The 21,399-nt window shown below is 62.7% G+C and carries 20 protein-coding genes; 16 read left to right on the top strand and 4 right to left on the bottom strand.

Features of this window, described 5'->3' with window-relative positions; all coding sequences use genetic code 11:
- Positions 1-30 precede the first annotated feature (30 nt).
- On the bottom strand, positions 31-1,092 hold the full coding sequence (locus RA302_RS15645; protein WP_054801331.1) for an Lrp/AsnC family transcriptional regulator: 1,062 nt from the start codon (positions 1,090-1,092) through the stop codon (positions 31-33).
- A gap of 56 nt (positions 1,093-1,148) precedes the next feature.
- On the opposite strand from RA302_RS15645, the gene RA302_RS15640 reads away from it, so the two are divergent.
- From RA302_RS15640 to RA302_RS15575, 14 genes are all read left to right on the top strand, one after another.
- Positions 1,149-2,468: an NAD(P)/FAD-dependent oxidoreductase gene (locus RA302_RS15640; protein WP_070160606.1), complete on the top strand. Its 1,320-nt coding sequence runs from the start codon at positions 1,149-1,151 to the stop codon at positions 2,466-2,468.
- Entirely contained in the window at positions 2,468-3,379 is a 912-nt protein-coding gene (locus tag RA302_RS15635; protein ID WP_070160616.1) for a bile acid:sodium symporter family protein, read from the top strand. The genes RA302_RS15640 and RA302_RS15635 overlap by 1 nt, the downstream gene beginning before the upstream one ends.
- Positions 3,376-4,311 (top strand): SDR family oxidoreductase, encoded by a 936-nt coding sequence (locus tag RA302_RS15630; RefSeq protein WP_058227020.1) that lies wholly within the window; start codon positions 3,376-3,378, stop codon positions 4,309-4,311. The genes RA302_RS15635 and RA302_RS15630 overlap by 4 nt, the downstream gene beginning before the upstream one ends.
- Positions 4,312-4,412: 101 nt before the next feature.
- Positions 4,413-4,874: a hypothetical protein gene (locus tag RA302_RS15625; protein ID WP_338477292.1), complete on the top strand. Its 462-nt coding sequence runs from the start codon at positions 4,413-4,415 to the stop codon at positions 4,872-4,874.
- 38 nt (positions 4,875-4,912) lie between these two features.
- Positions 4,913-5,983, top strand: a complete 1,071-nt coding sequence (gene argC / locus RA302_RS15620; protein WP_030536727.1) for an N-acetyl-gamma-glutamyl-phosphate reductase — start codon at positions 4,913-4,915, stop codon at positions 5,981-5,983.
- A 32-nt stretch (positions 5,984-6,015) separates the two neighbouring features.
- Positions 6,016-7,254, top strand: a complete 1,239-nt coding sequence (gene argJ, locus RA302_RS15615; RefSeq protein WP_050656537.1) for a bifunctional glutamate N-acetyltransferase/amino-acid acetyltransferase ArgJ — start codon at positions 6,016-6,018, stop codon at positions 7,252-7,254.
- A complete protein-coding gene (argB, locus tag RA302_RS15610) occupies positions 7,251-8,174 on the top strand; it encodes an acetylglutamate kinase (RefSeq protein ID WP_007736229.1) in 924 nt (307 codons plus the stop codon). The genes argJ and argB overlap by 4 nt, the downstream gene beginning before the upstream one ends.
- On the top strand, positions 8,171-9,370 hold the full coding sequence (locus tag RA302_RS15605) for an acetylornithine transaminase (protein ID WP_070160612.1): 1,200 nt from the start codon (positions 8,171-8,173) through the stop codon (positions 9,368-9,370). The genes argB and RA302_RS15605 overlap by 4 nt, the downstream gene beginning before the upstream one ends.
- The gene (argF, locus tag RA302_RS15600) at positions 9,367-10,317 is read left to right on the top strand and encodes an ornithine carbamoyltransferase (RefSeq protein ID WP_064689643.1); all 951 of its coding nucleotides are present in this window, start codon (positions 9,367-9,369) and stop codon (positions 10,315-10,317) included. The genes RA302_RS15605 and argF overlap by 4 nt, the downstream gene beginning before the upstream one ends.
- On the top strand, positions 10,314-10,793 hold the full coding sequence (locus RA302_RS15595) for an arginine repressor (protein WP_007736224.1): 480 nt from the start codon (positions 10,314-10,316) through the stop codon (positions 10,791-10,793). The genes argF and RA302_RS15595 overlap by 4 nt, the downstream gene beginning before the upstream one ends.
- A gap of 47 nt (positions 10,794-10,840) precedes the next feature.
- Entirely contained in the window at positions 10,841-12,040 is a 1,200-nt protein-coding gene (locus tag RA302_RS15590) for an argininosuccinate synthase (RefSeq protein WP_007736221.1), read from the top strand.
- Between the two features lie 3 nt (positions 12,041-12,043).
- The gene (argH, locus tag RA302_RS15585) at positions 12,044-13,486 is read left to right on the top strand and encodes an argininosuccinate lyase (protein WP_047270474.1); all 1,443 of its coding nucleotides are present in this window, start codon (positions 12,044-12,046) and stop codon (positions 13,484-13,486) included.
- A gap of 170 nt (positions 13,487-13,656) precedes the next feature.
- Positions 13,657-16,638, top strand: coding sequence for an acyl-CoA synthetase (locus tag RA302_RS15580; RefSeq protein ID WP_021334041.1), 2,982 nt, complete (start codon positions 13,657-13,659; stop codon positions 16,636-16,638).
- 39 nt (positions 16,639-16,677) lie between these two features.
- Complete coding sequence (locus tag RA302_RS15575) at positions 16,678-16,884, top strand: Trm112 family protein (RefSeq protein ID WP_003944045.1); 207 nt, start codon at positions 16,678-16,680, stop codon at positions 16,882-16,884.
- On the opposite strand, the gene RA302_RS15570 is transcribed toward RA302_RS15575, so the two are convergent.
- Genes RA302_RS15570 through RA302_RS15560 form a run of 3 tightly spaced genes read right to left on the bottom strand, consistent with a single transcriptional unit; the run spans position 16,881 to position 18,981 of the window.
- Positions 16,881-17,498 carry a TetR family transcriptional regulator gene (locus RA302_RS15570; protein ID WP_058037511.1) on the bottom strand — a complete coding sequence of 206 codons (618 nt, stop codon included), beginning with the start codon at positions 17,496-17,498 and terminating at the stop codon, positions 16,881-16,883. The two genes, RA302_RS15575 and RA302_RS15570, sit on opposite strands and share 4 nt — an antisense overlap.
- Positions 17,495-18,250 carry an ABC transporter permease gene (locus RA302_RS15565; protein ID WP_003944033.1) on the bottom strand — a complete coding sequence of 252 codons (756 nt, stop codon included), beginning with the start codon at positions 18,248-18,250 and terminating at the stop codon, positions 17,495-17,497. The genes RA302_RS15570 and RA302_RS15565 overlap by 4 nt, the downstream gene beginning before the upstream one ends.
- Positions 18,247-18,981, bottom strand: a complete 735-nt coding sequence (locus RA302_RS15560; RefSeq protein WP_058037510.1) for an ABC transporter ATP-binding protein — start codon at positions 18,979-18,981, stop codon at positions 18,247-18,249. Before RA302_RS15560 ends, RA302_RS15565 begins: the two co-directional genes overlap by 4 nt.
- Before the next feature lie 86 nt (positions 18,982-19,067).
- Here RA302_RS15560 and RA302_RS15555 point away from each other — a divergent pair, with 86 nt between their 5' ends.
- A complete protein-coding gene (locus RA302_RS15555) occupies positions 19,068-19,676 on the top strand; it encodes a DNA-3-methyladenine glycosylase (protein WP_003944023.1) in 609 nt (202 codons plus the stop codon).
- 19 nt (positions 19,677-19,695) lie between these two features.
- Positions 19,696-20,973, top strand: coding sequence for a tyrosine--tRNA ligase (gene tyrS / locus RA302_RS15550; RefSeq protein WP_007736194.1), 1,278 nt, complete (start codon positions 19,696-19,698; stop codon positions 20,971-20,973).
- The last annotated feature ends 426 nt before the right edge of the window (positions 20,974-21,399 follow it).

Below are 21,399 nucleotides of genomic sequence, written 5' to 3'. Positions count from 1 at the left end.
CCATCCCAGGTGGTCGTGGGCTCTGTCGTGTTATCGGCTTTTCGACTGAGGTGAATCGGAAAGCCACACATCTGGCGCAACGGTGTCCGTCCGTCGCCCTTGCTGGTCGAGCACGTGGCCGAGCAGTTTGCGCAGATACAGCACGATGGATCGTTCCGTGACGCAAAGACCCGGAATCTCCTTGCGCAGACGAGTTTCGAATGCATCGAGTTCTGCAGGAGAATGCAGCCACAACTGAACCACCAGGTTGTCGGGGCCGACTACAGCGAAGCAGTTTCGAACTTCCGACGCCCGACTCAGCACTCGTCCCGCCGTATCGAGAAGCTCGGGTTCGACGCGGCACCACAAAGTGGCGAGCACGGGAAGGCCGGCCAGCGGCCGCGCGAATTCACACCGCAGCGCCACCAACCCCGAAGACGTGAGCCGGTCGATCTGGCGTTTGCACGCAGCGGGACTGACACCGATCGCGTCGGCCAACTCCTTCATGGGAGTGCGCCCGTCGTAAGCGAGCTTCGTCAGAACCTTGCGATCCTGTTCGGATATCCCGGTCGGCCGAGCGCGCACGGCAGGACGGTTTTCGCTGGTGGTCAGCACACCCTTCTCGGACGGTGCCAGCGCATTGAGTCTCCATCGCCCACCTTCGGTGAACCAGCGTGTGATGATCGAGGTTCGTGTCGCCAGTACACCGTCGATCGTTGCGACGTCTTCCGAGATGAAGCGCGACATCGACGCCAGATCCGCGGTACCGGCTGTGACGAGCAGATCTGCTCTGCCCGTTGATGCTTCGATGGTCACGGCGTGGGCCGAGCGAGTCAGCCGTGCCGCGACGGTGTCGAGAAGAGCAGGTGAGCAATCGATTTCGATGATCGCTGTGACGATGCTGCCCAGCACCTGTGGCCCTGGAGTGACCGTGACCCAGGCCAACGACGATTCGGAGAGTCGATTCCAACGACGGGCGAGAGTCGCGGCGTCGAGTTCGAGTGGTTCGGCCAACGAAAGCCACTTCGATCGCGGTGCGAGCTGGAGAGCATTGATTATCCTCAGATCGATTTCATCTATCCTGCGGCCGTTGCCGGCATCTGGTGCACTCATAACGTCATTATCCGGCATATTGCTGCAAGATTCGGACTATCTGCGACGCTCGACGGATGATCACAGAGGAGAAGTACGCGCTGATCGGAGCGGGCCCGTCTGGATTGGCCGGCGCGCGAAACCTCGATCGGGCCGGGATAGCGTTCGACGGCTTCGAGAGCCACGACGACGTCGGTGGGCTCTGGGACATCGACAACCCGCACAGCACCGTCTACGAGTCGGCGCACCTCATCTCTTCGAAGGGCACCACCGCATTCGCGGAGTTCCCGATGGCTGATTCGGTGGCCGACTACCCGAGCCACGTCGAACTTGCCGATTATTTCCGCGACTACGCCGATACTCACGATCTTCGCAGGCACTTTGCCTTCGGCATTACCGTCGTCGACGTTTCGCCGGTCGATTCGCTGTGGCAGGTCACCACGCGCAGTCGCAGCGGTGAGACAACAGTCGCGCGGTATCGAGGCGTGATCATCGCGAACGGAACGCTGTCGAAGCCGAACATGCCGACTTTCCGGGGCGACTTCACCGGCACGTTGATGCACACGAGCCAGTACCGCAGCGCCGAGATCTTCCGCGGGAAGAAGGTACTGGTCATCGGGGCGGGCAACAGTGGATGCGACATCGCCGTCGATGCCGTCCACCAGGCCGGGTGCGTCGACCTGAGCGTTCGGCGAGGCTACTACTTCGTCCCCAAGTATCTGTTCGGCCGACCCTCGGACACCTTGAATCAGGGAAAGCCGTTGCCGCCGTGGATCAAACAACGCGTCGACACCTTGGTACTCAAGCAGTTCACGGGTGATCCGGTGCGGTTCGGATTTCCGGCACCGGACTACAAGATCTACGAATCGCATCCGGTCGTGAACTCGTTGATCCTGCACCACATCGGGCACGGTGATGTGCACGTGCGCGCCGACGTCGACCGGTTCGAGGGGAGGACGGTGCGGTTTGTCGACGGATCGTCTGCCGACTACGACCTCGTTCTCTGCGCCACGGGGTATCACCTCGACTATCCCTTCATCGCGCGCGAGGACTTGGACTGGTCGGGCGCTGCCCCGGACCTGTTCCTCAACGTCGCGAGTCGCCGCCACGACAATCTCTTTGTTCTCGGCATGGTCGAAGCATCCGGTCTCGGATGGCAGGGCCGTTTCGAGCAGGCCGAGTTGGTGGCCAAATTGATCACCGCACGTACCGAAGCCCCCGCCGCGGCGCGGGAATTCTCGGCGGCGGCGGCCGGTCCTCCTCCCGATCTGTCCGGGGGATACAAGTACCTGAAGTTGGGACGAATGGCCTACTACGTGAACAAGGACGCCTACCGATCGGCGATCAAGCGACACATCGGACTGCTTGATGCCGCTCTGACGAAGGGAGGACAGTGATGCCGATCGACGACGTGGTGCTCAACTTCAACCCGGGATCGTTGATGATCCTCAACGTGGTGCTGGCCGCGATCATGCTGGGGATCGCCCTCGACACCTCGGTCGACGACTTTCGTCGTGCGCTCACCAAACCCAAGGCGATGGCGGTGGGTATTGCTGCGCAGTTCCTGCTGTTGCCGGCAGTGACTTTTCTCCTGACGCTGATTCTCTCGCCGGCTCCGTCGGTAGCACTCGGCATGATCCTGGTGGCGTGCTGCCCGCCAGGGAACATCTCGAACGTCCTGACTCACCGGGCGGGCGGCGACGTCGCACTCTCGGTGTCCATGACGGCGGTGTCGAACGTCCTCGCGATCTTCCTCATGCCGCTCAATCTTGCGTTCTGGGGGAGCCGACGCCCGGAGACCGACGCTCTGTTGCAGTCCGTGAACCTGAATGCGCTCGAGATGGTCGCGCAAATCGCCCTGATCATCGGTGTGCCGTTCGTTCTCGGCATCTGGGCGGCACGAAGGTTTCCGGAGATCGCCGCGAAAGCGCAGCCTTGGGTGAAAAACGGTTCGTTGGTGGCGTTGTTGATCTTCATCGTCGCGGGGGTGTCGAGGAATGCGTCGTACTTCGTCGACTACATCGGGGTGGTACTGCTCGCGGTCTTCCTGCACGACACGGTTGCCCTCGCACTGGGATACTTCTGCGGCGCCGTCACCGGGTTGAACGAATACAGCCGTCGCGCCGTCTCTTTCGAGGTCGGCATCCGCAATGCGGGGCTGGGGCTTGGCCTGGTGTTCACGTTCTTCGACGGTCTCGGTGGCATGGCCGTCGTGGCCGGCTGGTGGGGGATCTGGGACATCATCGCCGGGTTGGCTCTGGCGACGATCTGGTCCAAGCGACGCGCCCGAAAGGCGGTACCGGCATGACCGTCGCACTCGTCACGGGCGGAAACGGGTTCCTGGGTACCGCTGTCATCGACGCACTGATCGCGCAGGGCATCACCGTCGTCTGTGTCGACCTCACGGTCAAGGACACGCCGGACGATCGCATCCGCCGCGTCAGGGCGGACGTCTGCGACCCCACAGAATTGGGGCGGGTGTTCGGTCAGTACCGACCGAACGTCGTGATCCACCTTGCGTCCATCGTGAATCCCGGCAAGAACACGACAGCAGAGCAGGAATACCGCGTCGACGTCGACGGGACACGAAACGTGCTCGCGGCCTGCGTCGAACACGGGGTTGGACGGATCGTCGTGTCTTCGTCCGGAGCGGCGTACGGCTACCACTCCGACAGCCCACCGTGGATCACCGAGGACGTACCTGTCCGAGGCAACGACGAATTCACATACAGTCGCCACAAACGCCTGGTCGAAGAGATGCTCGCCGAATATCGCGTCGAACACCCGGAGTTGGAACAGGTTGTCTTCCGGATCGGCACGATCTTGGGTGAGAGCGTCGACAATCAGATCACCGCGTTGTTCGATCGCCGCAAGCTGCTCAAGGTTGCCGGGAGCGACAGCCCCTTCGTCTTCGTCTGGCACACCGATGTCGCGGGCGCTTTTGCGGAGGCCGTGACCGGAAACCAGGTGGGCATCTTCAATGTCGCGGGCGACGGCTCGTTGACCGTCGACGAGTTGGCTTCCCGGATGGGCAAGAGCACGGTGACGCTTCCTGCATGGTTGTTGCGAGGCGTTCTACGCGTCGGACGGCGATTGGGCGTAACGGAACACGGTCCGGAGCGCGTCGGATTTCTCCAGTACCGACCGGTTCTCGACAATCGGCGGCTCAAGGAACAGTTCGGATACGTCCCCGAATACTCGAGCGAGGAAGCGTTTGCCGCGTATCTCGCGTCACGCTGACCCCTTCGACGGACGGTCGTGGAAGGATCGGAATTGTCCGTGGCGTTTTCGAGAAGGGACTGACAGTGTCACGAAATGATGGGTCCGAACATGATGGGTCCGTGCACCGGGTAGTCGAGGCCGCCAGTGCACTCGACGACAAGGACTTCCTCGCGGTCGTCCGCGCAGTGGTCGAGCGTCGTCCGAGTTTGTCGGTCCTTCTTTCCGTGGTGGACACCGCTGCCGCGAGCCTCGAGCCGAACCGCGTCGAGGACGAGAACGAGATCACCGACGCCGAAGAAGTCGAACTGCCCGACACCGTTGTGGAGGTCGACGAGATCATCGACGTCCCGGTGGTACTTGCGACCGATCCGAGAATTCCCGAACCCGACTACACCGAAGGGGGAGTGCCCACTTTCGACCGCGTTCGGGAGAAGATAGAGGGGCGCTTCGGTACTTCAATAGGTTCGTCCGAACTGGCGCACGAGAGTCCTGCCGGAAAGTCCGTCGACGAGCAGTGGGACGAGCGCCAGAAGGCCGCAAAGGCCAAGCTCGAGGGGATCCGGCGATCCATGGGTAAGTAATTATGCATTCCGATGCACAATGATGCATACTGTGTGACATGACTGAAGGTGGTACGACCGAGAACGCACGCAAGCCGATCAGAGTCGCCGTTGCCGGCGCCAGTGGGTACGCCGGTGGTGAGGTTCTGCGTCTGCTTCTCGGGCACCCCTCCTATGTCGACGGCAGCCTGGTTATCGGTTCGCTGACCGCCGGTGGCAACGCCGGTTCGACGCTCGGTGAGCATCATCCGCACTTGCTTCCACTCTCGTCGCGGGTACTCGAAGAGACCACTGTCGAGATCCTCTCGGGTCACGACGTCGTCTTCCTCGGTCTCCCACACGGAAATTCGGCTCAGTACGCCAAGTTGCTGCCCGAGTCGACGGTCATCATTGACTGCGGCGCGGACTTCCGGCTGCAGGATTCCGCAGCCTGGGAGAAGTACTACAAGAGCACTCATGCCGGTACCTGGCCATACGGTCTTCCTGAATTGCCCGGTGCCCGTGAGAAATTGGTAGGCGCAACCCGCATTGCCGTTCCGGGCTGCTACCCGACGGCTGCGAGCCTCGCGCTGGCCCCCGCCGTTGCCGCGGGGATCGTGGAGTCGCACGTGAACGTGGTTGCGGTCAGTGGCACTTCGGGCGCCGGCCGGGCGCCGAAGGCCGATCTGCTGGGTTCCGAGGTCATGGGCTCCGTCCGTGCGTACGGTGTCGGAGGTGTCCATCGCCACACCCCTGAGATCATTCAGAATCTTTCGGCCGCAGGCGGCAAGGACATCAGTGTTTCCTTCACTCCAGTCCTCGCGCCCATGCCGCGCGGCATCCTCGCGACCTGCACGGCAGCCACCACGGCCACCGAAGAGCAAGCGCGCGAAATCTACGAAAAGGCATACAACGACGAGCCGTTCATCCACGTACTGCCTGCCGGAGTCTTCCCGCAGACCGGTGCCGTGATCGGATCCAATGCCGTACAGATCGGGGTCACCGTGGACGCCGACGCCGGTCAGCTCGTTGTCATCTCGGCAATCGACAATCTCACCAAGGGCACCGCCGGTGGCGCGGTGCAATCGATGAATCTCGCCCTTGGCCTACCCGAGACCGCAGGTCTCTCTACCGTGGGAGTAGCTCCGTGAGCACCGACAATCCGCAGCAGATCGACAACGCAATCGAGCCTGACGCGACCGTTGCAGACGTGGTTCACGTCGCCGGGGGACGTCTGCTCCGCACGCAGGGCGTCACCGCACCTGCCGGATTCCGCGGTGCCGGAATTGCTGCCGGTATCAAGAAGAGTGGCAAGTCGGACCTCGCATTGGTGCTCAACGAGGGACCCGATCTGGCCGCTGCCGGCGTCTTCACCCTGAACAAGGTCAAGGCAGCTCCGGTGCTCTGGTCTCAGCAGGTCCTGACGACGGGCAAGCTGCGCGCGGTGGTGCTCAACTCGGGCGGCGCGAACGCCTGCACGGGCGCGGGTGGATTCCAGGATGCACACAAGACTGCCGAGGAAGTTGCTTCGGCACTGAGTAATTGGGGCACCGAGACGGGCGCGATCGAGGTCGCTGTCTGTTCGACCGGACTTATCGGTGACCGCTTGCCCATGGACAAGCTGATCCCCGGTGTCACCGAGGTGGTGCACGAACTGGCCGGCGGAATCTCCGGCGGCACCGACGCGGCATACGCGATCATGACCACCGATACCGTGCCGAAGCAGGCGTCGCTGCACCACGCGAACAAATGGAACGTCGGCGGAATGGCCAAGGGCGCAGGCATGCTCGCGCCTGCGCTGGCCACCATGCTGTGCGTCGTCACGACCGATGCTGTCGCAACGGCGGATCAGCTCGATACCGCTCTGCGCGCCGCCACCCACCTGAGCTTCGATCGCCTCGACGTCGACGGCGCCACGTCCACCAACGACACAGTGCTCCTGTTGGCCTCCGGCGCCAGCGGTGTCACGCCGACGCAGGACGAACTGAACGCCGCAGTGCTGGCCGTGTGTGATGATCTCGCGGATCAGTTGATGGCAGACGCCGAGGGTGTCACCAAGCGGGTCAAGGTGACGGTTCGCGGCGCGGCGTCCGAGTCCGATGCGTTGATCGGCGCCCGGACCATCGCCCGCGACAGCCTGGTCAAGACAGCGCTTTTCGGTTCCGATCCCAATTGGGGTCGCGTTCTCGCCGCAGTGGGTATCGCTCCCATCGAGCTCGATCCCGATCGAATCAGTGTGTCCTTCAACGGGAGTCCCGTCTGCATCGACGGCGTCGGTGCTCCGGGGGCGCGTGAGGTGGACCTGAGTGGGATCGACATCGAACTCGACATCGATCTGGGAATCGGCAACGAGTCCGTGAGCATTCGCACCACGGACCTCTCGCATGCTTACGTCGAAGAGAACTCGGCGTATTCGTCATGACCGAGACGTATCCAGTGATCAGCGAGCATCAGAAGGCGCATGTCCTCGCCGACGCGCTGCCGTGGCTGCAGCGATTCCGAGACAAGGTGGTCGTGGTCAAGTACGGCGGAAACGCCATGATCGACGAGACGCTCAAAACGGCATTTGCCGCCGACATGGCGTTCCTGCGGACTGTCGGCATCCATCCCGTCGTCGTGCACGGCGGTGGCCCGCAGATCAACGCGATGCTGGCACGCCTTGGCATGAAGGGTGAGTTCCGCGGTGGTTTCCGTGTGACGACGCCCGAGGTGATGGACGTCGTGCGGATGGTGCTTTTCGGTCAGGTCGGCCGTGAACTCGTCGGCTTGATCAACGCGCACGGTCCTTACGCGGTCGGTATCTCCGGTGAAGATGCGCACCTGTTCACCGCTACTCGACGCACTGTTGCGGTCGAGGGGGAGCAGACCGACATCGGGCTGGTCGGGGACGTCACCACCGTGAACCCAGACGCGGTACTCGATCTCATTGCGGCAGGACGTATTCCGGTCGTCTCGACCATCGCACCCGACGCCGACGGTGTCGTCCACAACATCAACGCCGATACCGCTGCTGCAGCACTGGCCGAGGCGATCGGTGCCGAGAAGCTCGTTGTCCTCACCGACGTCGAGGGCCTGTACACCGATTGGCCGGACCGAGCCTCACTGGCCACCGAAATCGACACCGACGCCCTGGCCCAGTTGTTGCCGAGTCTCGACGCCGGCATGGTGCCCAAGATGGAGGCCTGCCTTCGCGCGGTGCGCGGAGGTGTGCCGTCGGCGCACGTGATCGACGGTCGGCTCGAACATTCAGTCCTACTCGAACTTTTCACCGGTGAAGGAATCGGCACGATGGTCGTGCCGGGTTCCTCGGTCGCCGGTCCCCAGCAGGGAGCTATCTCATGAGCACGATCGATCTGCAGCAGCGCTGGTCCGCTTCGCTGATGAACAATTACGGCGTACCCCGGGTTGCTCTCGTCCGCGGTGACGGCGCCGTACTCACCGACGCCGACGGCAAGCAGTACGTCGACTTCCTGGCCGGAATCGCGGTCAACATCCTCGGACACGGACATCCGGCCGTCGTCGAAGCCGTCACTACTCAGTTGTCGACACTCGGCCATGTTTCCAACCTGTACGCCAGCGAGCCGGTCGTCGAGTTGGCGGAGCAGTTGCTCGCTCATCTCGGCAACGTCACCGGGCGCGCGTTCTTCTGCAACTCCGGTACCGAGGCGAACGAGGCTGCCTTCAAGCTCGCTCGCGCCACCGGCCGGAAGAAGATCATCGCAGCCGAAGGCTCCTTCCACGGTCGCACGATGGGGGCACTCGCTCTGACGGGTCAGCCGGCCAAGCGGGCGCCGTTCGAACCGATGCCCCCCGGTGTCGAGTTCGTGCCGTACGGCGACGTCGAGGCACTCGAGCAGGCCGTCGATTCCGACACCGCCGCTGTGTTCCTCGAACCGATCATGGGTGAGGGCGGCGTCGTGGTGCCACCCGAGGGATACCTCGTCGAGGCTCGGCGGATCACCGCCGAGCGCGGTGCACTTCTCGTGCTCGACGAAGTGCAGACCGGCATCGGCCGGACCGGCTGGTTCTACGCCCATCAGGCAGTCGGCATCGTGCCGGACGTCATCACCCTCGCGAAGGGACTCGGTGGCGGAATGCCGATCGGCGCCTGCATCGCGACCGGGGCAACGGCCGAGTTGTTCGGACCGGGTAAGCACGGTACGACGTTCGGTGGCAATCCGGTGTGTGCTGCGGCGGCACTTGCCGTGCTGAAAACCATTGCAGCGGAAGACCTGATCTCACGCGCCGACAGCTTGGGTAAATCCATCTCGGCGGGCATCGAAGATCTGGGCCATCCGTTGGTCGACTACGTACGGGGATCAGGACTGTTGCTGGGTGTCGTGCTGACCGAGGACGTCGCGCCGGCGGTGGAAAACGCAGCGCGCGAAGCCGGGTACCTTGTGAATGCAGCGCAACCCGGAGTGATCCGGTTGGCGCCGCCGCTCATCCTCACGGACGAGCAGGCCGAAACCTTCGTGGCAGCACTACCTGCCATCTTCGACAGTGCACTATCGGCTGACCAGCCGGGGGAGAAGTGACTACCGTGGTGAAACACTTTCTCAGGGACGACGATCTGACTCCTGCGCAGCAGGCCGAAGTTCTCGAACTCGCAGCGATTCTCAAGAAGGACCCGTTCGCTCGGCGTCCGCTCGAGGGTCCCCGCGGAGTCGGTGTCATCTTCGAGAAGAACTCGACGCGTACACGTTTCTCGTTCGAGATGGGCATCGCGCAGATGGGCGGCCACGCCGTCGTCGTCGACGGGCGCAGTACCCAACTCGGTCGTGAAGAGACGTTGGCGGACACCGGACGCGTACTCTCCCGTTATGTCGACGCCGTCGTGTGGCGCACGTTCGGCCAGAAGCGCTTGGAGCAAATGGCAACGGGTGCAACGATTCCCATCGTCAATGCGTTGTCCGACGAATTTCATCCCTGTCAGGTTCTGGCCGATCTGCAAACGCTGATCGAGCAGAAGGGTGAGCTCAAGGGACTGAAGCTGACCTACCTGGGCGACGGCGCCAACAACATGGCTCACTCGCTGATGCTCGGCGGAGTCACCGCAGGCATCGACGTCACCATCGCAAGTCCCGCGGGTTTCGAACCGGCGGACTGGGTAGTGGCAGCGGCGCGCACACGCGCCGCGGAAACCGGTGCAACCATCACGCTGACTCAGGACCCGCAGGCCGGCGTCGTCGGCGCCGACGCGTTGGTCACCGACACCTGGACCTCGATGGGTCAGGAGAACGACGGACTCGATCGGGTCGGACCTTTCCGTCCGTTCCAGATCAACAAGGAGCTGCTCGCAAAGGCAGATCCGAAGGCCGTCGTCCTGCACTGCCTGCCCGCGCATCGCGGCGAAGAAGTCACCGACGAGGTTCTCGACGGGCCGCAGAGTGTTGTCTGGGACGAGGCGGAGAACCGTCTGCACGCCCAGAAGGCATTGCTCGTGTGGCTGCTGGAACAGCGAACCCAACTGGACCCGGCGTGAGCGTCGCTCCCACTCGGGCTGGTCGCCAGTCGCGCATCATCGCGCTTCTGGCGGCTCACCCTGTCCGAAGTCAGACGGAGCTGGCGGCCTTGCTCGGTGCCGAGGGCATCGAAGCAACGCAGGCGACGCTCTCGCGTGACCTCGAAGAGCTGGGAGCGGTGAAACTGCGTGCCGCCGACGGCGGCGCCGGTGTTTACGTGGTGCCGGAGGACGGGAACCCGGTACGCGGTGTGGCCGGCGGTACCGACCGCCTCTCACGGCTGTTGGGTGAGTTGTTGGTCTCCACCGATTTCAGCGGCAACATGGCGATCCTCCGGACACCGCCGGGAGCCGCGCACTACCTCGCGAGCGCACTGGATCGGTCCTCGATGCCGGACATCGTGGGCACGATCGCCGGAGATGACACCATCTTCGTAGTGGCCCGGGAACCGCTTTCCGGAGCGGAACTCGCGGCCATGATCGAATCGCTCGCCTGACCCCTTATTCTTTGATAGAGATTTTCAACCGAAGGAGCACAAAAACCATGGCCGATCGCGTCGTACTCGCCTACTCGGGCGGGCTGGACACTTCTGTTGCCATCAGTTGGATCGGTAAGGAGACGGGCGCTGAAGTTGTCGCCGTCGCCATCGATCTGGGGCAGGGTGGCGAGGACATGGAGGTCGTGCGTCAGCGCGCGATCGACTGCGGCGCAGTCGAATCCGTTGTCGTCGACGCCCGCGACGAGTTCGCGGACGAATACTGCCTGCCGACCATCGCGGCCAACGCCCTGTACATGGACCGCTACCCGCTCGTCTCGGCCATCAGCCGTCCGCTGATCGTCAAGCACATCGTCGAAGCTGCACGCTCGCACGGCGGCACCATCGTCTCGCACGGTTGCACCGGTAAGGGCAACGACCAGGTTCGCTTCGAGGTCGGATTCGGCGCCCTCGCACCCGACCTGCAGGTCATCGCACCGGTCCGCGACTACGCCTGGACCCGCGAGAAGGCCATCGCCTTCGCCGAAGAGAACAACATCCCGATCAACGTCTCCAAGAAGTCGCCGTTCTCGATCGACCAGAACGTCTGGGGCCGCGCCGTCGAGACCGGATTCCTCGAGGATCTGTGGAACGCGCCGACGAAGGACGTCTACGACTACACCCAGGACCCGACGGTCAACTGGAACGCACCCGACGAGCTCATCATCAGCTTCGACAAGGGCCGCCCGGTCGCCATCGACGGCCGCCCGGTGTCGGTTCTCGAAGCCATTCAGGAACTGAACAAGCGCGCAGGCGCTCAGGGCGTCGGCCGTCTCGACGTCGTCGAGGACCGTCTCGTGGGCATCAAGAGCCGTGAGATCTACGAAGCTCCCGGCGCGATGGTTCTCATCACGGCACACCAGGAACTCGAGCACGTCACCCTCGAACGCGAACTCGGTCGCTACAAGCGTCAGATGGAGCAGCGTTGGTCCGAGCTGGTCTACGACGGCCTCTGGTTCTCGCCCCTCAAGGACGCACTGGACACGTTCGTCAACAAGACGCAGGAACGCGTTACCGGCGACATCCGTCTCTTCCTGCACGGTGGAGCCATCACCGTCAACGGTCGTCGCAGCCCGGAGTCGCTCTACGACTTCAACCTCGCGACGTACGACGAGGGCGACAGCTTCGACCAGTCCGCATCGAAGGGCTTCGTCGAGATCCACGGTCTGTCGTCGAAGGTCGCCGCGAAGCGCGATCTGGGACTCTGAGCCATGACGGCTCACGGTGACGGAGACGCCCAAAAACACGGCACCAACGAAGGTGCGCTGTGGGGCGGGCGGTTCGAGTCCGGACCGGCCGCTGCCATGGCGGCGCTGAGCAAGTCGACTCACTTCGACTGGGTCCTCGCTCCGTACGACGTGCGGGCGTCGCAGGCGCATGCGCGTGTGCTGAACAAGGCAGGCCTGCTCAGTGAAGCCGACCTCGCAACAATGCTCGACGGTCTCGACCGTCTGGCGGCAGATGTTGCCAGTGGCGCCTTCGGACCGAGTGATTCGGACGAGGACGTACACGGCGCACTCGAGCGCGGTCTGATCGAGCGTGTCGGGCCTGAGGTCGGCGGACGCCTGCGTGCTGGACGTTCGCGCAACGACCAGGTGGCCACGCTGTTCCGCATGTGGCTTCGGGATGCGGTCCGCCGCATCTCCACCGGCGTTCTCGACGTGGTCGATGCTTTGGCGACTCAGGCCGGGGCCCATCCGGATGCCGTGATGCCGGGCAAGACGCACCTGCAGGCGGCTCAGCCGGTCCTGTTGGCGCATCACCTGCTCGCTCACGCACATCCGTTGTTGCGCGACGTGCAACGTCTTCGCGACTTCGACGTACGAGCTGCGGTGTCCCCGTACGGTTCCGGTGCACTCGCCGGTTCCTCGCTCGGTCTCGACCCCGAAGCCATTGCAGCGGAATTGAAGTTCGACAGCTCGGCCGAGAACTCGATCGACGCAACCGCTTCGCGTGATTTTGCGGCCGAGGCAGCGTTCGTGCTTGCGATGATCGGTGTCGATCTCTCACGCATGGCGGAAGAGATCATCATCTGGAGCACACCGGAGTTCGGCTACATCACGCTTGCCGACGCGTGGTCGACAGGTTCGTCGATCATGCCGCAGAAGAAGAATCCGGATGTCTCGGAACTCACGCGCGGTAAGTCTGGTCGTTTGATCGGTAACCTCACCGGCCTGCTGGCGACGCTCAAGGCTCAGCCGCTGGCGTACAACCGCGATCTGCAAGAGGACAAGGAACCGGTCTTCGACTCGGTTGCGCAGCTGGAGATGTTGCTCCCGGCCATCACCGGCCTGGTGCAGACTCTCGAGTTCCACACCGAACGCATGGCGGAACTTGCTCCGGCAGGGTTCACGTTGGCCACCGACATCGCGGAGTGGATGGTGCGCCAGGGCGTGCCGTTCCGGGTTGCACACGAGGCTGCTGGAGCGTGTGTGCGTGTCGCCGAAGCGCGAGGCGTCGGACTCGAAGATCTCACGGACGAGGAACTGGCCGGCGTCGACAGCGCGCTGACACCCGCTGTTCGTGAGGTGCTGACAGTCGAGGGTTCCATTGCTTCGCGCAACGCGCGAGGCGGCACTGCGGGGGTGCGGGTTGCCGAGCAGCTGGACGGAGTCAAAGCAGTGGCGCAGTCACTGCGGGAATGGACCCTGTGACCTCGCGGTCACGAGTGTTGTCGCTCTCTTTTCGGCAGTAGTCCTTCGGTCGTACGCGGTCAGGTAGCAGAATTTGCTCCCTGACCGCGTACGCGTATTCGCCGTCAGTAGGCTTGTCGCGCGCGGGAAAAATGAGACTGACGTCACATGGTGAGTAACTTGGGAGTGAAATGGTGGGATTGAATTCCAAGTCTGTGCTGGGCCCGATTCGTCGGGTGGTTGCGACAGCACAAAACGGCCTCGAGGTCGTCCGGTTGGGTGGGCTGGAAACGGATGCGACCACGTCGCCGTTCGAGATCGTCGAACGCGCAGCGATGTATCGGCTACGGCGCTACTTCCCGGACAGTGACCCGGAAACCGTCGGCGCACCGATCTTGCTGATCCCGCCGATGATGATGTCGGCGAACGTGTACGACGTGACCCGTGACCAGGGCGCTGTGGGAATTCTGCACGAGATGGGCCTTGATCCCTGGGTCGTCGATTTCGGTTCGCCCGACTCCGAAGAGGGCGGTTGGGATCGTAACCTCGCCGATCACATCATCGCTCTCAGCGACATCGTCGATCACATCCACCGTCACACCGGAAAAGATGTTCACATCTCCGGTTATTCGCAGGGTGGCATGTTCGCCTATCAGGCTGCCGCGTATCGGCGTAGTCGAAACATCGCCAGCGTCATCACCTTCGGCAGTCCGGTCGACACACTCGCCGCGCTACCCTTCGGCATCCCGGCGGGATTGGCAACCAAGGGTGCAGATTTCCTCGCCGATCACGTCTTCAATCGCCTGGCGGTCACCGGGTGGATGGCCCGTACCGGGTTCCAGTTGCTCGATCCCGTGAAGACGCTGAAGATGCGCGTCGACTTTCTGCTTCAACTGCACGACCGTGAGGCGTTGCTTCCGCGGGAGCAGCAACGACGCTTCCTCGCGACCGAGGGTTGGGTCGCGTGGTCGGGGCCCGCGGTAGCCGAACTGCTCAAGCAGTTCATCGTGCACAACCGAATGATGACCGGTGGGTTCGTCATCAAGGATCAATTGGTCTCGCTCGCCGAGATCACCTGCCCCATCCTGGCATTCGTCGGCGAGGTCGACGACATCGGCCAGCCGCAAGCGGTTCGAGGCATCAGTCAAGCCGCTCCGCGGGCGAAGGTCTACGAATCTACCTTGCGTGCAGGTCATTTCGGTTTGGTTGTCGGTTCCACCGCGGCCAATCACACCTGGCCGACCACCGGTGAATTCGTGCAGTGGACCGAGACGGGTGGACCCCTCCCGGACCGTATCGCGAACATGGTCTACGGCGCCGACCTCGAAGACCAGACCGGTGTGTCGATCAGCAATCGGATCATCCACACCGTCGCCTCGGTCGCTGAAGTAGGTGCAGGAGTCACCAAGGGAATCAGTGACCTTGCCGCCGGTGCGTTGCGCGGCACTTTCGAATTGTCGGGAGAAGCGGCACGAGCGTTGCCACGTCTGGCTCGACTCAACCAGATTCAGCCGCACACCAAGATCTCGCTGAGCCAGTTGCTGGCGGAGCAGCGTCGAAAGGCGCCGAACGGCGAGTGCTTCCTCTTCGACAATCGCGTGCACACCTATGAAGCGGTCAACGCGCGTATCGACAATGTCGTGCGTGGATTGATCTCCGTGGGAGTGCGTCCGGCAGCGCATGTCGGTGTCCTGATGGAGACCCGCCCCAGCGCACTCGCGGCCATCGCGGCCCTGTCGCGACTTGGTGCCGTCGCGGTCATGCTTCCGCCAGGCTCCGACATCACGGCGGCGGTCAAGCTGGGGTCGGTCGATCGGATCATCACCGATCCGGAAAACGTCGATGCTGCAGTGGTTACCGGTCGGCCGGTACTGGTGCTCGGCGGCGGCGATGCCCGTGGCCTCGAGGTGGATCCGTCACACGACGTGATCGATCTCGAACAAATCGATCCGACGAAGGTCAATCTGCCCGGGTGGTACCGACCGGATCCCGGTGTCGCCCGCGAACTCGCCTTCATCATCTTTGCGGAATCCGGCGGTGTGCTCGAGGCCAAGCAGATCACCAACTACCGGTGGGCACTGTCGGCCTTCGGCACGGCCACGGCGGCAGATCTCGATCGCGGTGACACCGTGTACTGCCTTGCACCACTCCATCATTCGTCGAGTCTGCTCGCGACCATCGGTGGTGCCATGGCCGGTGGCTCACGCATTGCGCTCTCACGTGGACTGAACCCCGCGAGGTTCGTCGAGGAAATCCACCGCTACGGCGTGACGGTCGTGAGTTACACGTGGTCGATGATGCGCGAGATACTCGACGAGGATCTTCTTCTCATCGACGGTAGTCATCCGGTCCGCCTGTTCATCGGTTCGGGCATGCCCCATGGTCTGTGGAAGCGGACAACGGAGGCGTTCGACCCCGCGCAGGTACTCGAGTTCTATGCGTCGACCGAAGGCGACGTGATTCTTGCCAATGTTGCAGGCTCCAAAGTTGGTTCCAAGGGGCGCCCACTGCCGGGTAGCGCGCAGGTGCGGTTGGCGGCATACGACCCGCTGAGTGGTCGGCTCCTTGAGAACGGAAACGGATTTGTCCGTGAGTGCGCCGAAGACGAGGTCGGATTGCTGCTCGGGCGCGCGGGATTCACCGCCGATCTCTCGGGCGGAGCCATGCGAGGTCTCTTCCAAGCCGGCGATTCGTGGATTCCCACCGAAAATCTCTTCCGCCGGGACGCCGACGGCGACTACTGGCTGATCGACCACAAGAACACGGTCATTTCCACGCTCCGCGGTCCCGTGTTCACCCAGCCGATCGTCGACGCGTTGTCGAGTGTGGCGCGGGTGGATCTTGCCGTTGCATACGGAGTCGGTGACGCGCCGCATCAGCTGGCGGTCGCTGCCGTGACATGGCGTCCGGGACGGCAGTTCCGTTCTGCCGAGCTTGCAGAGGCCCTCTCGCGCATCGCTTTCGACGCTCGTCCGGATATCGTGCACGTGGTTGACGAGATCCCGGTGGGTTCGTCGTACCGTCCGAGCTCCACTGCGTTGGCCGCGGCCGGATTGCCGGCGCCGGGGCCACGGACGTGGTTCCTCGATTCCGAGTCGCAGTCGTACAAGCGGCTGACCAAGGCAATTGCCGCGCAGTTGATGCCGACGAGGGTGAGCACCGGAGCACGGTAGCCTGAGGACATTCTGTTTGATCGGTTCGAGAGGACTCACGTGGCTATTGATTCGACGTTGCTCAGCATTTTGGCCTGCCCCCAGGACAAAGGCCCGCTGTTGCTGGTCGGGGACGAGTTGCTCTACAACCCGCGCCTGCGGCGTGCCTACCCGATCGAGAACGGCATTCCCGTTCTGTTGATCGACGAGGCACGCGATGTGGCGGACGACGAGCACGAGAAGTTGCTCGCGCGGGCTGAAGGCTAGATCGGTAATTCACCGGTCAGGTACCGCTGGAGGTTCGGAGCCACCAGCGGTACCAAAGCGTCAAAGCTCAATGATGCGAGTGGTTCGAGTCCGAGCACATATCGCGTGACAAGCAGTCCGGCCATCTGAGAGGCCACCAATTCCGCTCTGATCAAGCCGGTACCAGGTGGTGTGTCCACCCGCGGAATGATGTCGCGCAATACGACATCGAGCAGAAAGCTCTGGATCAGCTGCGATCCGTCGCCGGAAATGGCTGATCGAAAAGCCGCCAGAATCGCCGGCTGATGTTCCGAATCCCATAGCCCGATCACCGCCCGGAGAAGGCTTTCGCCGAGGTTTTCGGTCGGGGAGGTGTGAACCGGTCCCAGTACCTTTGCTGGATCGATCGGTAGCGCGATCGCAGCGGTGAACAACTGCTCCTTGCTCCCGAAATGGTGATGAATCATAGCCGGATCGACGTCAGCGGCCGCAGCTATCGATCGAACGGTTGTTCGTCGAAAACCGTTCTGGGAGAACGCCCGTCGCGCCGAATCGAGGATCTGCGCGCGAGTCTCCGACTTGCCCGGTCGTCGCCCCGAACGAATCGGTGCAGGACTCGTGTCCTTGTCGGTCATGGAGTGCGGCGATCGAGTGTGGCCGCGGCCAGCGATAGTGCGGCGGCGGCGAAGCCCGCCATGACGGCGAGATCACGCCACATCTGACCCGTCGCGTCGGCATGCATCGACACTTGCTGAAGTGCGTCGACGGCGTAGCTCAAGGGGAGGACGTTGCTGATCCATTCGAGCCAGGTCGGCAATTGGTCGCGCGGTACCAGGAGTCCGCAGAGGAAGAGCTGTGGAACCACAACTACCGGCATGAATTGCACCGCTTGGAACTCGGTCTTCGCGAATGCGCTGGCCAACAGGCCTAGCGCAACGCCCAGTATTGCGCCGAGAACTGCAATGACGATGACCCAGGCAAGACTGCCGGCGATGGTGAGTCCGAGGAATCCGAAAGCAACCGCGCACGCGAGAGCTGCTTGAGCGGCGGCGGAGAGCGAAAATGCCGCCCCGTATCCGGCGAGAAGGTCGAGTTTGCCCATCGGTGTGGTGAGCAGGCGTTCGAGGGTTCCTGAACTGCGTTCGCGCTGCATGGCGATGGATGTGACCAGGAACATCACCACAAACGGCAAGATTCCCAACATCGTGATCGCCACTCGTTGGAAGAGCGAAACCTGGCCGGGTGGCGTCGGGACGTCTTGGTAGAGGAAATACAGCAAAATCATCAACAACGACGGGACCAACAAGATCATGGCCACCGTGCGATGGTCCTGGCGGAGCTGAAGCAGAATGCGTACGGTCGTAGCGCCGAAGATCCTGATGCTCATGATATTTCACCTCCGACGGGTGAAGTCCGAATCAGCTCGAGAAAGGCGTCCTCGAGCCGTTCACATCTGGTTTTGGCGCGCAATTCATCGGGTGTGAGTTGAGCGAGGAGGTACCCGTCTCGCATCAGGATCAGCTCAGCGCAGTGGTCGGCCTCATCCATGACGTGGCTCGAGACCAACAGGGTGGTTCCGCTGCGAGCAAGGTCAGCGAATCGTTCCCACAATTCGACGCGAAGCACCGGATCGAGGCCGACGGTCGGTTCGTCGAGGATCAACACATCAGGTGACGCCACCAACGCGCAAGCCAGCGAGACTCGCCCGCGTTGACCACCAGACAGATCGGCGGCGGTCTGGTCGGCGTATCGGCTCAATCCGACGGCGTCGACCGCTGCTGCGACGTCTGCGCCGGATTTTCCGTACAGAGCGCCGAAATACTGAACATTTCGCGTGACCGTCAGGTCGCCGTACACACTGGGGGATTGGGTGACGTACCCGATCCGACGGCGAAGGGCAACGGACCCGGCGCGATCTCCCAGGACTCTGACCTCACCGCTTTCGACGATCTGCGTTCCGACTATCGCGCGCATGAGGGTTGTCTTGCCGCAACCGGAGGGTCCGAGCAGTCCGGTGATCGATCCTGCTGATACCTGCAGGTCAAGCGAGTGAAGAACTTCGTGCTTGCCGCGAATGACTCGTAGTCCGCGGATGTCTATTGCCGGCGTTGTGGTCACGGTTCGCCTCGTTTCAATAATTCATCACTTGTTGAATTATGCGACTCGGCCGACCGATGAGTCAACGGCGTGGGCACAATCGAAGGGTGAGCATCGAGACCTTGGAAAATGTGGAGAACCCGTTGGAAGCGGGCCTGACAATTCTCGGCTCGACCCTGACCGTCGACGACATCTCGCTGAGGATCGTCGAGGTCGAGGCGTACGGAGGGGAGAAGGACGGGCCATGGCCGGATCCGGCAGCACATTCGTATCGGGGGAGAACGCCGCGGAACAGCGTGATGTTCGGGCGGGCGGGGCGTCTCTACGTCTACCGCAGCTATGGAATGCACTTTTGTATGAACATCTCGTACGGCCCGGATGGTGTCGCGGGTGGTGTTCTGCTCCGAGCGGCCGAAATCGAGGCCGGTCACGATGTGGTGTCTGCTCGGAGATCGCCGGACCGGCCGTCTCACCAATGGGCCAGAGGGCCGGGTAATCTCGGTGCTTCTGTCGCAATCACGTTGGCGGACAACGGAACAGACGTGTTCAACCCTGCCTCTCGGATTCGGCTCGAATTGGGGGAGTCGAAGGAATGGGTCAGTGGACCGCGGGTGGGGGTCAGTACCGCGGCGGAGGTTCCGTGGCGCCTGTGGATTCCGGACTCGCGAGCGGTGTCCGCGTATCGCCGAAGCCCGCGAGCGCCGGTCATTTCGTGAAGATGGGATGATCGAGTCCGTGACTGAGAATATTCTCGACGAACTGACCTGGCGCGGGCTGATCGCCCAATCAACCGATCTCGACGCTTTGCGTAAAGATCTCGAGGCCGGACCGGTCACGTTGTATGCGGGCTTCGACCCGACAGGACCGAGCCTGCACGCAGGTCACCTGGTTCCGCTCCTCGCGCTCAAGCGGTTTCAGCGCGCCGGCAACCGCCCGATCGTTCTTGCCGGCGGTGCAACGGGCCTGATCGGAGACCCCCGTGACGTCGGGGAACGGACGATGAACTCCGCCGATACCGTCGCGGACTGGGCAGGTCGCATCCGTGGTCAGCTCGAACGATTCGTGGATTTCGACGATTCGCCGACGAGCGCGGTCATCGAGAACAACATGAACTGGACCGGCAAGATGTCGGCCATCGACTTCCTGCGTGATGTCGGTAAACACTTCTCCGTGAACGTCATGCTTGCGCGTGACACCGTGAAGCGTCGTCTCGAGTCGGACGGGATGTCGTACACCGAGTTCAGCTACATGCTGCTCCAGGCCAACGACTACCTGCACTTGCGACGCGATCTCGGCTGCACTCTGCAGGTCGGCGGGTCCGATCAGTGGGGCAACATCATTGCCGGCGTCGAACTCAACCGTCGTGTCGACGGTGAAAGCGTTCATGCAATGACGGTTCCGCTGGTGACCTCGGCCGATGGCAAAAAGTTCGGAAAGTCGACCGGTGGCGGAAGTTTGTGGCTCGACCCCGAGATGACCAGCCCGTACGCCTGGTACCAGTACTTCGTGAACACTGGCGACGCCGACGTGATCAAGTACCTGCGCTGGTTCACCTTCCTGACTGCGGACGAACTCGCGGAGCTGGAGACTGCAACAGCGGAGCGGCCGCATGCGCGAGAAGCGCAGAAGCGACTTGCCGCGGAGATGACGACCTTGGTTCACGGGGAACACAACACCCGTGCTGTCGAGCTCGCCAGTCAGGCGTTGTTCGGCAAGGCGGAGCTGGCGGAACTCGACGAGTCGACGCTAGCCGCGGCGCTGAAAGAAGCATCGGTCAGCGAATTGGCGCCGGGGGAGCCGCGCACGATCATCGATCTGCTCGTGACGAGCGGCTTGTGCGAGAGCAAGGGGGCCGCTCGACGCGCCGTGAAAGAGGGCGGTGCTTCGGTGAACAACCAGAAGGTGTCGGCCGACGACTGGGAGCCCACCGCATCCGATCTGCTTCACGGCAGCTGGTTGGTCGTCCGGCGCGGAAAGCGCAACTTCGCCGGCGTGAGAATCCTTCCGAACTGACGTGTGTGGGGTCACAGTTGTCTTGCGGGGCTCCTGTGGCCGCTGGTGGCCCGCCTCCGGGCGGGCTACCAGCGGATTTAACCTGTCGAACATCTGCGACCTGCACGTTTGACGCTCAGTTTTCATTCGCGTAACTTTGTCCAAGTCAGAGCGACACGGACACCAACCCCGACCGACAGGCCGGGGAAACGCGGTTGGACGAAGTCGGAGACAATCACGCTCAGCGGGAACTTGCTTCCTTGGAGCGAACAAGCTAAGATTGTAACCCTTGCCCCGGAGCTTTCAACCTGGTTGAAGTGATGGTGTGTGCGTGTTCTTTGAGAACTCAACAGTGTGTCGATGAATGTCAGTGCCAAATTTTTTTGGTACTTCACATCCGCGAATGATCAACCGCCTCTTGGGGTTTGGTTGGTTTGTGTGTGGTGT

This window comes from Rhodococcus sp. DN22 (genome assembly GCF_036669995.1).
GTDB lineage: Bacteria > Actinomycetota > Actinomycetes > Mycobacteriales > Mycobacteriaceae > Rhodococcus_F > Rhodococcus_F erythropolis.
Note: the sequence above shows the minus strand (reverse complement) of the source record. Positions and strands in the feature narration are given on the sequence as shown.

Excerpts from the sequence above, each read along its gene's own strand:
- RA302_RS15645 (WP_054801331.1), bottom strand. The coding sequence starts at position 1,092 with ATGAGTGCACCAGATGCCGGCAACGGCCGCAGGATAGATGAAATCGAT.
- RA302_RS15640 (WP_070160606.1), top strand. The coding sequence starts at position 1,149 with ATGATCACAGAGGAGAAGTACGCGCTGATCGGAGCGGGCCCGTCTGGA.
- RA302_RS15635 (WP_070160616.1), top strand. The coding sequence starts at position 2,468 with ATGCCGATCGACGACGTGGTGCTCAACTTCAACCCGGGATCGTTGATG.
- RA302_RS15630 (WP_058227020.1), top strand. The coding sequence starts at position 3,376 with ATGACCGTCGCACTCGTCACGGGCGGAAACGGGTTCCTGGGTACCGCT.
- argC (WP_030536727.1), top strand. The coding sequence starts at position 4,913 with ATGACTGAAGGTGGTACGACCGAGAACGCACGCAAGCCGATCAGAGTC.
- argB (WP_007736229.1), top strand. The coding sequence starts at position 7,251 with ATGACCGAGACGTATCCAGTGATCAGCGAGCATCAGAAGGCGCATGTC.
- RA302_RS15605 (WP_070160612.1), top strand. The coding sequence starts at position 8,171 with ATGAGCACGATCGATCTGCAGCAGCGCTGGTCCGCTTCGCTGATGAAC.
- RA302_RS15590 (WP_007736221.1), top strand. The coding sequence starts at position 10,841 with ATGGCCGATCGCGTCGTACTCGCCTACTCGGGCGGGCTGGACACTTCT.
- argH (WP_047270474.1), top strand. The coding sequence starts at position 12,044 with ATGACGGCTCACGGTGACGGAGACGCCCAAAAACACGGCACCAACGAA.
- RA302_RS15580 (WP_021334041.1), top strand. The coding sequence starts at position 13,657 with ATGGTGGGATTGAATTCCAAGTCTGTGCTGGGCCCGATTCGTCGGGTG.
- RA302_RS15570 (WP_058037511.1), bottom strand. The coding sequence starts at position 17,498 with ATGACCGACAAGGACACGAGTCCTGCACCGATTCGTTCGGGGCGACGA.
- RA302_RS15565 (WP_003944033.1), bottom strand. The coding sequence starts at position 18,250 with ATGAGCATCAGGATCTTCGGCGCTACGACCGTACGCATTCTGCTTCAG.